Consider the following 12,315-nt stretch of genomic DNA (forward strand, 5'->3'; position numbering starts at 1 on the left):
GCGGCCGAACCCCGTGGGGGACGCTAAAGCTTGGTGAGGGTCTGACTGAACTTCGGGATGAGCCGGATGGTGCCGCTGGTCCCGAAATCGATCGTCACACTGGCCATATCGCCGACCCCGTCCGCGGCGACCACCCGGCCGAGACCGTACTTGTCGTCGCTGACCCGGTCGCCGACCGCCAGCACCAGGCCGACATTGTTGCGGGACACGCCGCGCCGAGCCGGGCGGGTCTCCCGGATACCGGGCCGGGCCTCCCGCGCCTGCGGCCAGCCGCCGGTCCAGTCCTCGTCGCTCGACTCGGGCCCGCGGCGGCGGCCGTACTGCGCCGGAGCCGACGACCGTTTGGGTTCCAGCCGCTGCCAATCGATCAGATGGTCCGGGACCTCCTGCAGGAACCGGGACTCCGGGTTGAACACCGGCTGCCCCCACGCCGAGCGGACCACCGCGCGGGTGAGGTACAGGCGACGCCGGGCCCGGGTGATCCCCACATAGGCCAGCCGGCGTTCCTCGGCCAGTTCGGTGGGGTCGCCGAGGGCCCGCAGATGCGGGAACTGGCCGTCCTCCCATCCGGTCACGAAGACCACCGGGAACTCCAGGCCCTTGGCGGTGTGCAGGGTCATCATGGTGACCATGCCCGAACCCTCCTCGGGTATCTGGTCGGCATCGGCCACCAGCGATACCCGTTCCAGGAACGCGGCCAGCGAACCGGGTTCGGGTTCGCCCTCACCCGTTTCCGGTACCAGGCCCTCGGCCCGGGCGGCCTCGAGTGCGTTCCGCGCCTCGGAACTGAACTCCCGGGCGACGCTGACGAGTTCGTTCAGGTTGTCCAGCCGCGCGCCGTCCTGCGGGTCGTCGGAGGCCTCCAGTTCCGCCCGGTAGCCGGTGCGATCCAGTACCGCCTCGACCACCGCGCCCACATCGGGGAAATCGACCTCGTCCATTTCACCGGCGGCCCGGATCTGCTCGAGCAGCGCGACGAATCCGGCGATGGCGTTGCGCGCCCGGGTGTTCAGCAGCGCGACCTCACCGGCGGCGGCATCGCGCAGTGCCTCGGCGAAACCGATACCGCGCTGTTCGGCGTGCACGGCCACACAGGCCTCGGCGCGGTCACCGATACCGCGGCGCGGGGTGTTGAGGATCCGGCGCAGGCTCACCGCATCGTCCGGGTTCTCCAGGACCCGCAGGTAGGCGACGACATCGCGGACCTCTTTGCGCTCGTAGAACCGGACCCCGCCGACCACCTTGTAGGGCAGGCCCATCCGGATGAATATCTCTTCCAGGGCCCGGGAGTTGTTGTTGGTGCGGTAGAACACCGCGATATCGGAGTAGGCGGCCTCGCCCTCGTCGACCAGCCGGTCGATCTCGCGCGCGACGAAGGCCGCCTCGTCGTGTTCGTTGTCGGCGACGTAGCCGGTGATGAGTTCGCCCGCACCGGCATCGGTCCACAGCCGCTTGTCGCGGCGGTTGCTGTTGCGCGAGATCACCGAGTTGGCCGCGGACAGGATGTTCTGCGTGGACCGGTAGTTCTGTTCCAGCAGGATCGTTTCGGCGTCGGGGAAATCGCGCTCGAATTCCTCGATATTGCGGATGGTGGCGCCGCGGAAGGCGTAGATGGACTGATCGGCGTCCCCGACCACGCAGAGTTCGCTCGGCGGCACCGTGTGCGCATCCGGTTCCGGGGCCTCGGTGCCCGGTGCGGCGGCCGCCGCGCCGGCGTCGGTGTCGGCGGCTTCACCGGCCGTCCCGGACCCCGCGGTGTGATGCCCGACCAGTTCCCGCACCAGCACGTACTGCGCGTGGTTGGTGTCCTGGTATTCGTCCACCAGGACGTGCCGGAAGCGGCGGCGGTAGTACTCGGCGACCTCGGGATGCCGTTGCAGTAGGGCGACCGTCTCACCGATGAGGTCGTCGAAATCCAGCGCGTTGGCCGTGCGCAGCCGCCGCTGGTATTCGGTGTACACACGGGCGACGACGCGCGGCAGCTCGGCGTCCTCGAATTCCGCGTCGCTGCTCGCCTGTTCCGGGCCGACGAGTTCGTTCTTCAGGTTCGAGATCGCGGTCGCGAGCAGCCGCGGGGTGTACTTCTTGGCGTCCAGTTCGAGATCCCGGCCGATCATGGTGAGCAGCCGCCGGGAATCGTCGGCGTCGTAGATGGAGAAGTTCGAGTTCAGACCGGCCAGCAGGGCCGACTGGGTACGCAGGATCCGCACACAACTCGAGTGGAAGGTCGACACCCACATACTCGCGGCGCGCGGACCCACCAGGTCGATGACCCGCTCGCGCATCTCGGCGGCGGCCTTGTTGGTGAAGGTGATGGCCAGGATCTGCCCGGGGGTGGCCCCGCGCGCGGCCAGCAGGTAGGCGATCCGGCGGGTCAGCACGGCGGTCTTGCCCGAACCCGCGCCGGCCACGATCAGCAGCGGCGAGCCGGTGTGCAGTACCGCGGCGCGCTGCTGCGGGTTGAGGCCCTCCAGCAGCTGTTCGGCCTCCTCCGCCCGGCGCTGCGCGGTATCGGTGCGCTGCTGCGCCTGCTCGGCCTGTACCCGCTGCCGCAGCGCGGCCAGGCCGCCGGGCACACCGGGCTCGCGGCCACCGGGCGCCGCCGCGCGCCGGTCGGCGCCGGATAGTTCCAGGCCGGGCAGGGCCGCGGCCTCCGGCGCCGGGCCGGGCTCCGGCGAGCCGGCGGCGGAGGTGGTGGCACGGGAATTGTGCGAATCCGAACGAAGTGCTGCCGCGGTGGTGTCCATCGTCTGTTCACGCTACCGCCGCGACCCGACACGATCGAACACTCGGCCGAATTCGTCGCCGGTGGGACCACTCGGCGGGCCGATATCCCCACCAGTGAGCGTTTTGCATACATCGGTTACCGTGGCAAACTGGCAATATGGTTTGCCCTTCAGCGAAACATCCGCGCCGGTTGTGTGGACAGCTGGGCCGCAGACCGGGCACCTGAGGCCCGACCGGGACAGGTAAGGGGGAACGGTACTACCAGACCCGCCGGGTCTTTTTCACGCGGTGGAAGAGCTCTGGATCGGTAACACGACGCGCCTCGGCGCCGATCCAGGTTCTGACACGAGGAGATGAGAAATGAGCACACCCGCTACGGCGACCGGGTCGGGTTCGACTACCGACGCGGACTCGGAGCTCCCTCGGACCGAAGCCGAGATCGAAAAGCTTCGGAAGGAGATCGACCGGCTAGATGCGGAGATCCTCACGGCCATCAAGCGCCGGACGGAGATCTCGCGGGTAATCGGACGAACCCGGATGGCTTCCGGGGGTACCCGCCTGGTGCACAGCCGGGAGATGAAAGTGCTGGAGCGCTTCAGCGAACTCGGCCAGGAGGGTCATACCCTGGCGATGCTGCTGCTGCGTCTCGGGCGCGGACGTCTCGGCAGGTAGCTCCCAACAGAACCGACGCGGCGGCCCGCAGACCGCCGCAACCTCACGAACCGCCCCGGGTGACCATGCCCCAGGGCGGTTCGTACTGTCTGTCACGTCATGGCGATGTACTTGGTCGACAGGTATTCCTCGATCCCCTCGGTACCGCCTTCCCGGCCGAAACCGGAGGCCTTGACGCCGCCGAACGGGGCCGCCGGGTCCGAGATCACCCCGCGGTTCACCCCCACCATTCCGCTCTCCAGTCCCTCGGCCACCCGCAGCGCCCGCTCGAGGTCCCGAGTGTAGATATAGCTCACCAGGCCGAACTCGGTGTCGTTGGCGGCGGCCAGCCCCTCTTCCTCGGTATCGAAGGCGACGATCGGCGCCACCGGGCCGAAAACCTCCTCGCGGAGGATGCGCGCCCGCGCGGGGATATCGGTGAGCACGGTCGCCGGATAGAACCAGCCCGGACCGCCCGGAGCCTTCCCGCCGACCCGGACCGAGGCGCCCGCGTCGACCGCGTCGTCGACCAGTTCGGCGACGGTGTTCAACTGGTCCTCGCTGACCAGCGGGCCGAGCGTGGTGTCCGGATCGGTACCCGGGCCCAGCCGGACCTGGGAGTTGATCGCCGCCACGAACTTCTCGGTGAACTCCTCGACCACCGCGCGGTGTACATGGAAGCGGTTGGCCGCGGTGCATGCCTCACCGCCGTTACGCAGCTTGGCCAGCAGGGCTCCCTCGACGGCCGCATCGATATCGGCGTCGTCGAACACCACGAACGGCGCGTTCCCGCCGAGTTCCATCGATGTGCGCAGCAGGCCGGAAGCCGATTTCTCGACGAGGGTGCGACCGACCTCGGTGGACCCGGTGAAAGTGAGCTTGCGCAACCGGGGATCGTCGAGCAGCGGCTGCGTCACCGCGCCGGACCGGCGGGAGGTGATCACCGACAGCACACCGTCGGGCAGACCGGCCTCGGAGCACAGCTTCGCCAGCAGCAGCATGGTGAGCGGGGTCGCCGAAGCCGGTTTGACGATCATGGTGCAGCCCGCCGCCAGCGCGGGGCCGATCTTGCGGGTGCCCATCGCGAGCGGGAAGTTCCACGGCGTAATCGCCAGACAGGGACCGACCGGCTGTTTGTGCACCAGGATGCGGCCGGTGCCCGAGGGAGCGTGCAGATAGCGGCCGTGGATGCGTGCGGCCTCCTCGCTGAACCAGCGGAAGAACTCGGCACCGTAGCGGACCTCGTTCCGGCTCTCCGGCAGGGCCTTGCCCATCTCCAGGGTCATCAGCAGGGCGAATTCCTCGGCGCGCGCGGTGATGCGCTCGAAGACCGCCCGCAGGATCTCCCCGCGCTCGCGGGCCGGAGTCGCGGCCCACTGCGCCTGGACCGCGACCGCGGCGTCCAGGGCCCGTACCGCGTCCTCCGGGGACCCGTCCGCCACCTCGGCCAGCACCTCGCCGTTCGCCGGGTTGTGCACCGCGAAGGTGCCCCCGCCGGTGGCGTCGACTGGCCCGCCGATCCACAGTTGCTTCGGGACGGATGCGAGTACTTCGGTTTCCGATGCCATACAGGCCAGCCTAAGCGCGGAACCGGCAGAAGTCGGCTGTGTTTATCGGCGGCGCCTCCGGCGCCGCGGGTCGGGGCCCGCCCCCGGTTCTTCACTCCGCCGCTCAGTCGCTGCGCTCCTTCGCTCTGTCGCTCCAGAACCGGGGGCGGGCCCCGACCACCGAGGCAGACCATCCGGAATAGACAGAACAGGCATGCTGTCGTGCACCTTGACCAGCCTGGGGAGGCTCGCACCACTGTAAGTGCTCAATGGTCACCGATCCATCGACGGTCGGCGGCACACGCTCCAGAACCGGGGGCGGGCCCCGACCACGAACGTCGACCATCCGAAGTAGACGGAACGTGTATGTGGAGGTGCGCCTCGACCAGCCCGAGAGGTCCGCATCACCGTCAGTGCTCAACGCTCATCGGTCTCTGGAGGGCCGACCGCACACGCTCGGTCGCTCCAGAACCGGGGCGGGCCCCGACCACGGACGCTGACCATCCGGATCAGACGGAAGGTACTTCAGAGCTGCACCCCGACCCGCTGGAGTTACCGGCGGGCAACCGCCTTCGTTCTCCTTCGTCCGGCGATCCGGGACCCGCCGCGGTTCCGGCCGCGCCTGCGTCCGGGACCGGTGGGTTGTACGCTCGGCCAGTGTGAGCGTCGACATCACCGCATCGGCGGCATGGCAGAAATTGCGCGATCATCACACTGCGATCGCCGCCCTACAACTGAGGGACCTGTTCGCCGAAGATCCACCGCGCGGCCGCGACCTCACGCTGACCGCGGGTGAGCTGCGGATCGACTACAGCAAGCATCGCGTCACCCGGGAGACCCTGCAATTGCTGGTGGATTTGGCCCGGGAAGCAGGTGTGGAGACGCAGCGTGACCGGATGCTGCGCGGCGAACACATCAACACCTCCGAGGACCGGGCGGTGGGGCATACCGCGTTGCGGTTGCCGAAGGGCAGTTCGCTCACCATCGACGGCGCGGACGCGGTCGCCGCGGTACACGAGGTACTCGACCGGATGGGTGCCTTCGCCGACTCGGTGCGTTCGGGCGATTGGCGCGGTGCGACCGGGGAGCGGATCCGCACCGTGGTGAACATCGGTATCGGCGGTTCGGATCTCGGCCCGGTGATGGTGCACCAGGCGCTGCGCCACTACGCGGACGCCGGTATCGGCGCCCGGTTCGTCTCCAATGTGGATCCCGCCGATCTGGTGGCCACACTGGCGGATCTGGATCCGGCGACCACCCTGTTCATCGTGGCCTCCAAAACCTTCTCGACCCTGGAGACCCTGACCAACGCCACCGCCGCCCGCCGCTGGCTGGTCGACGCCCTCGGCCCGGATGCCGTGGCGAAACACTTCGTCGCGGTGTCCACACACGCCGGGCGGGTCGCCGAGTTCGGTATCGACACCGACAATATGTTCGGCTTCTGGGATTGGGTCGGCGGCCGGTATTCGGTGGATTCGGCCATCGGGCTGTCGGTCATGGTGACGATCGGTCCCACCCGGTTCGCCGAATTCCTCGCCGGTATGCACGATATGGACCGCCATTTCGCCACCGCGCCGCTGGCGGAGAACGCGCCGGCCCTGCTGGCGCTGCTCGGTGTGTGGTACGCGAACTTCTTCGGCGCACAGTCGCGCGCGGTACTGCCGTACTCCAACGATCTCGCCCGTTTCCCGGCCTATCTGCAGCAGCTCACGATGGAATCGAACGGTAAATCTGTGCGCGCGGACGGTTCCCCGGTCACCACCACCACCGGCGAGATCTTCTGGGGCGAACCCGGCACCAACGGTCAGCACGCCTTCTATCAGCTTCTGCACCAGGGCACCCGGCTGATCCCCGCCGATTTCATCGGTTTCGCTCAGCCCACCGATGATCTGCCCACCCGCGACGGCACCGGCAGTATGCACGACATCCTGATGAGTAATCTCTTCGCGCAGACCAAGGTGCTGGCGTTCGGGAAGACCGCCGAGGAGATCGCCGCCGAGGGCACACCGCCGGAACTGGTACCGCACAAGGTGATGCCCGGCAACCGGCCCAGCACCACGATCCTCGCGCCCCGGCTCACCCCCGCGGTGCTGGGCCAGCTGATCGCGCTCTACGAGCACCAGGTGTTCGTGGCGGGTGTGATCTGGGGGATCGACAGTTTCGACCAGTGGGGTGTGGAACTGGGCAAGCAGCAGGCCCTGGCGCTGGCACCACTGCTCACCGAACCGGAAGACCCTGCGCCGCAGGGTGATTCGTCCACCGATGCGTTGATCCGCTGGTACCGCGCCAACCGCTGACCCTCACCACGGCCGGATCGGCAGGTCCACCCGCGCGGCGGTCGCGGTGACCAGCCGGTGCAGTGCGGCCGCATCGGCTATACGTTCCGGGTAGAGGCTCGCGACGGTCAGGATGTAGTCGTCCCGGAAACGGCACAGGTAGCCGGACAGCCGGGTGCGCGGCCGCCGCGCGTAGTCGAGGCCGGGATGAACGGCCCGGGTCGCGATACCGGTGCACTCATGCGGCCCGAGGGTCGACAGCGCCGCCGGGATCGGGCCGATATTCGAGCACAGGATGTCGCGTTCCCCCGCTCCCCGGGACAGCAGATGGGCCACCTTGTCGGGCACCAGGTAGAGGAACTCCTCCGGTAGTCCCCCAGGGCTGGTCATCCGCCGCTCGTAGGCGGACCGGCTCTTCGCGCGGATCTCGGCCGGACCGTCCCCCGGGGTCACCGCGATCTCGGTCACCGCCAGATCGTTGTCGATCCGGGCCTCGTCCCGGGTGTCCACCGGCAGGCTCGCCGCGATCGCGGCGCCGGGGAAGCCCGCGGTCCACAGGGTGTTCGCGACGAACCAGATGAACAGGCTGTTGGCTGTGCCCCCGTATCGCGCGGCGACCGCCTCCCAGTCCTCGGCCGGACAGCGCAGGATGACCGCCGGTTCGGGAAGCACGGCGAACGCGGAGGTCTCGGCAGGTCCGGATGGGTCGGTTCGGTCCTCGATCGCCGGCGGCAAGGGAAGCCCGGTGCGAGACGCGCCACCGGCGCCCGTCGCTGTCCCTTCGCGGCCGGCGAGCGGCTTTTCGTGCCCCGGCCCACGGACACCGCGCGGTATCCGGGTCGCGGCGGCACGCACACCACCGAGCCCGACCGTCGCCCAGATACGCGCCGCGTCGAACCAATCCGAATCCGGGCCGTCCCCGGTGTCGTCGCCCGGTGCCGCCACCGGCCGGGCGCACACGAGGTCCACCGCGCGGTCCGAGTCCATCGCCCCCAGCGCTTGTTCCACGGCGAGAATCAGCCCCCGGGCATCGGCGAGAACATGGGAACAGGTGAGGGCCACGATCGTGCCACCGTCGGTGAGCGGTGCCGCCGACAGTCGCCAGCCCGGGCCGTGTTCGGGATCCAGCTCGGCACCGAGTGTGTCGGCCCAGTGCGGGATCTCGGCGGGTGCGAGCGCCGTACGGTGCCGGTCGAGCGGATGAGCGCGATCATTGCGCTGCCACCGCGCCCGAGCGCCCGGGACTCGGGGGCGCACCACCCGGCGGGCGAGCGGGCCGGTGCGCAGTGCCTCGTGCAGTCGTGCGAGTATCTCGGGTTCCACCGCCCCGGCGGTGCGCCACAGCCCCTGGAGCGCGATCGGGGTGCCGAGCCCCTGATGCGTGCGCAGGAAAATTTCGTCGACAACGCTCAATCGGCGCATTGGCACAGGTTATCCATTGTTTCCGAAAGATCGCCGGGCGCACCGGGCCCGGCTGGTCAGCCCACCGCGTACTGTGCGGACGACGGGCGCGCCGCGGGCTGCCCGAGCAAGAATCGGGCGCTACCGGGGCGAGGCTGCGCACGACCGGACCACGGCAGGGCCGCTCACCCACCCATCGATACCGACCGGTCCCGATCCCCGGAAGGCTCGCGGTGTGACATGGGACGCATAATCGATGGATGCTCACGCACGAGGTTCTCAACCAGGTTCCGCCGATCACACCGTTCGAGGTCTCCCGGGACCCGGCGTTGCTGGCCGGTCTGCACCGGGAGGGCGCCGGGTGGGCCGAGGCGGAGGTGCGCGAACTCGGCACACTCGCCGGTACCGAGCGGGTTCAGGAGTGGGGCCGGCTCGCCAACGAGTATCCGCCCGTCCTGCACACCCACGACCGCTACGGCCACCGCGTCGACGAGGTGGAATTCCATCCGTACTGGCACGATCTGATGACCGTGGCGGTCGAACACGGGCTGCACGCCGCACCGTGGGCCGACGACCGGACCGGCGCCCATGTGGCGCGGGCCGCCAAGTTCTACGTCTGGGGCGCCGCCGACGCCGGGCACATGTGTCCTGTCTCGATGACCTACGCCGCGATTCCGGCACTGCGGCACAACCCGGAGCTGGCGGCGCGGTACGAACCGCTGCTCACCGCCCGCACCTACGATTTCGGGTTGCGCGAGCCGTCCACCAAGGCGGGGCTCATCGCCGGTATGTCCATGACGGAGAAGCAGGGCGGGTCCGATGTGCGCGCCAACACCACCACCGCGACCCCGCAACCCGACGGCACGTATCGGCTCGTCGGGCACAAATGGTTCACCTCGGCGCCGATGTCGGATATGTTCCTGACCCTCGCGCAGGCGCCGGGCGGGCTGTCGTGTTTCCTGCTGCCGCGGGTGCTGCCCGACGGTTCCCGCAACCCGATCCGGCTGCAACGGCTCAAGGACAAACTGGGCAACAAATCGAACGCGTCCTCGGAGATCGAGTACGAGAACGCGATCGGCTGGCCGATCGGCGCGGAGGGCGCCGGGGTGAAGACCATCATCGAAATGGTCAATATGACCCGGCTCGACTGTGTGATCGGTTCCGCGGTCGGGATGCGCACGGCGGCCGTACGCGCGGTGCACCACGCCCGCCATCGCAAGGCGTTCGGTGCCACGCTGGTCGACCAGCCCGCGATGCGCAATGTCCTGGCCGATCTGGTGCTCGAATCCGAGGCCGCCACCACGGTCATGCTGCGGCTGGCCGGGGCCACCGATCGCGCCGCGTCGGATTCCGGCGAAGCCGCGCTGCGCCGGATCGCGCTCGCGGTGACCAAGTACTGGGTGTGCAAACGCGCGGCCACGCACGCCGCCGAGGCCCTCGAATGCTTCGGCGGAAACGGTTACGTCGAGGAATCCGGGATGCCGCGGCTGTACCGGGAGGCGCCGCTCATGTCGATCTGGGAGGGATCGGGCAATGTAGCCGCGCTCGATGCCCTGCGCGCGATGGGCGCCCAGCCCGAGACCGTGGAGGCGTACTTCGCCGAGGTGTCCCGGGCGCGCGGGGAGAACCCGCATCTGGATCACGCGATCGACCGGGTCGGCAAGGAACTGGCCGATCGCAGCGATATCGAGTACCGGGCGCGCCGGATCGTCGAGCTGATGGCCCTGGTCCTGCAGGGCGCCCAGCTGGTCCGGCACGGCCACCGCGCGGTCGCGGACGCCTTCTGCGCGTCCCGGCTGGGTGCGGACTGGGGTGCCGCGTTCGGGACGCTGCCCACGGGCGTGGATACGACGGCGATCATCGAGCGGGCGTTCGTCTGAACGGGGTCAGCCGGGCGGCAGCACCTTGTCGAGGAAGGTGAGAGTGCGGTCGAGGCCGCCTTTCTCCGTCAGGTCCGCGTGGCCGGCCTCGAGAAACTGGACCGCGTGCTCCGTGCCGTTCAGGCCGAACTGCCCGACCAGCGCGAGGGTCAGCGGTAACGGGACGATGGCGTCGTAGACGCCGTGTACGACCAGGATCGGATCCCGGTAGCCGCTGATCGGCACGCTCATGTAGTCGCGCACCACCGGCGCGAAATCCGGATCGTTCAAGGGCCGCGATACCAGGGACCCGATCTCCGTGGCGTCCAGCATGGCCGAGGCCTGGGAATTGCAGTTGGTGCTGAGACCGGCGATGAACCGAGAGCCCCGCGGAGTCAGGAAATCGCCGACCTCGGGGCCCAGCCGGGCGCCGACCATACCGGCGAGCACCATGGGCGCGTACCGGCCCACGTACCCGGGAATCTCCGGCTGATCCGGGCGCGAACGCAGGAAGATGCTCTCCAGATTGCTGACCGGGGCAAGGGCGGCGGTACCGCGGAAGTCGAGTTCCGGGGCGTACTCGGGCGCGAGCCGGCCGGTGCCGAGCGCGGCATGTCCACCCTGTGACCACCCGGCCACCGCCCAGCTCGGGGCCAGTCCGGGGTATGCCGAGCGGGCGGCGCGCACCGCGTCGATCGTGGCGGTGGCCTCGCTCGTGGTCTGCAGATACGGATGGGGACCCGGCGAATTGGGACTCAGGCCGATGTAGTCGGGGGCGACGACGGCGTATCCGGCGTCGCTGAGGCGCGCCACGGACGGCCCGGTTTCCTTCTCGAGCTCGTCGTAACCGGTGAGACCGCATTCCTGCGCGAGCCCGGAGGTGCCGTGGTCCCAGGCGACCACCCGGCGGCCCCCCGCCGGGGCCGGTCCCTCGGGGATGCGCACCACGGCGGCCGCGGGAACCAGTTCACCCCCGGGGCCGGTGGTCACGTATTCGATCCGCTGCACACCGTCGAGCCCGGCCCACGGCCGGCCGAGCGGTTCGGCCGAGAGCAGCCGACCCGGGTACCAGGCAGCCTCGGCCCGCGCGACGACTCCCGGCAGTCCGGCACCCAGCGCCGCCACCAGTGTCAGTACTGCCGCGAAAGCTCGGGCATAGCGGACCATTGCTCTGTGCTCCTCTGTCGTGCGGCGGAATTTCGTCCAGGGTGGCAGCGGTCGGGGAGCTGCCCGCGAGGTACGGCGCGCGTAGGGCACCGGCCGGACTCAGCGAGTCGGTGGGGCGATCTGCCAGTGCCGCTCCAGGGCGCCCGCGATATCGGGCAGCACGGTGATCGGGATTTTCTTGTGGCGCAACATATTACGTATCTCGTTGACCTGTTCGCGCTTACGCAGGTCGTAGGCTCCCGAGACCGGCCCACGGACCGGCGGAATGGACAGCAGCACGAGTTCGCTGTGCAATTCCTCGCCTCCGGTCAGATCCAGCGCGAGCGACCAGCGCGCGTCCTCGTCGAGGCCGAAACGCCCCGCCACCACGCGCTCCCAATCGATACTGGTCGCCGACCACGGCGTCCGCCGATGGATCGCCTGCTCGGTGAGGATCACCGTGTCCCGGGTGAACAGCGCGAACAACGCGGCGACAGCGAGTATCGCGCCGAGGACGATCCCGGTGAACACTCGGGCGGGCCCGAACAGCAGCACTGTGGGAACGGTCACCGCCACCACCACCGCGACCCCGGCCAGGCTGTAACCCAGCACCCGACCGGTGGGCACGACACCAGCGTGCACCCTCTGCATACCGACTCCGTTCACCCCGCGAACTGGTGCTGGCCACACCGTACCGGACGATCGCCG

At 69.3% G+C, this 12,315-nt stretch carries 8 protein-coding genes; 3 read left to right on the top strand and 5 right to left on the bottom strand.

Annotated features, from left to right (window positions below; translation table 11 throughout):
• Nucleotides 1-23: 23 nt before the first annotated feature.
• Nucleotides 24-2,747 (bottom strand): DNA helicase PcrA, encoded by a 2,724-nt coding sequence (gene pcrA, locus NF4_RS17215; RefSeq protein ID WP_232330524.1) that lies wholly within the window; start codon nt 2,745-2,747, stop codon nt 24-26.
• A 340-nt stretch (nt 2,748-3,087) separates the two neighbouring features.
• Between pcrA and NF4_RS17220 the strand changes: the two genes are divergently transcribed.
• The gene (locus NF4_RS17220) at nt 3,088-3,399 is read left to right on the top strand and encodes a chorismate mutase (protein ID WP_063128356.1); all 312 of its coding nucleotides are present in this window, start codon (nt 3,088-3,090) and stop codon (nt 3,397-3,399) included.
• A 92-nt stretch (nt 3,400-3,491) separates the two neighbouring features.
• Here NF4_RS17220 and NF4_RS17225 read toward each other — a convergent pair whose 3' ends face one another.
• Nucleotides 3,492-4,946, bottom strand: a complete 1,455-nt coding sequence (locus NF4_RS17225) for an NAD-dependent succinate-semialdehyde dehydrogenase (protein ID WP_063128357.1) — start codon at nt 4,944-4,946, stop codon at nt 3,492-3,494.
• 638 nt (nt 4,947-5,584) lie between these two features.
• Here NF4_RS17225 and pgi point away from each other — a divergent pair.
• Nucleotides 5,585-7,222: a glucose-6-phosphate isomerase gene (pgi, locus tag NF4_RS17230; RefSeq protein ID WP_063128358.1), complete on the top strand. Its 1,638-nt coding sequence runs from the start codon at nt 5,585-5,587 to the stop codon at nt 7,220-7,222.
• Nucleotides 7,223-7,225: 3 nt separating this feature from the next.
• On the opposite strand, the gene NF4_RS17235 is transcribed toward pgi, so the two are convergent.
• Nucleotides 7,226-8,623, bottom strand: coding sequence for a hypothetical protein (locus tag NF4_RS17235; protein WP_063128359.1), 1,398 nt, complete (start codon nt 8,621-8,623; stop codon nt 7,226-7,228).
• 239 nt (nt 8,624-8,862) lie between these two features.
• Here NF4_RS17235 and NF4_RS17240 point away from each other — a divergent pair, with 239 nt between their 5' ends.
• A complete protein-coding gene (locus NF4_RS17240) occupies nt 8,863-10,482 on the top strand; it encodes an acyl-CoA dehydrogenase family protein (RefSeq protein WP_063128360.1) in 1,620 nt (539 codons plus the stop codon).
• 6 nt (nt 10,483-10,488) lie between these two features.
• On the opposite strand, the gene NF4_RS17245 is transcribed toward NF4_RS17240, so the two are convergent.
• Nucleotides 10,489-11,628 carry a lipase family protein gene (locus NF4_RS17245; RefSeq protein ID WP_084533193.1) on the bottom strand — a complete coding sequence of 380 codons (1,140 nt, stop codon included), beginning with the start codon at nt 11,626-11,628 and terminating at the stop codon, nt 10,489-10,491.
• A gap of 99 nt (nt 11,629-11,727) precedes the next feature.
• Nucleotides 11,728-12,258, bottom strand: coding sequence for a hypothetical protein (locus tag NF4_RS17250; protein ID WP_063128376.1), 531 nt, complete (start codon nt 12,256-12,258; stop codon nt 11,728-11,730).
• Nucleotides 12,259-12,315 lie beyond the last annotated feature (57 nt).

The organism is Nocardia fusca NBRC 14340, from assembly GCF_001618425.1.
GTDB classification, from domain to species: domain Bacteria; phylum Actinomycetota; class Actinomycetes; order Mycobacteriales; family Mycobacteriaceae; genus Nocardia; species Nocardia fusca.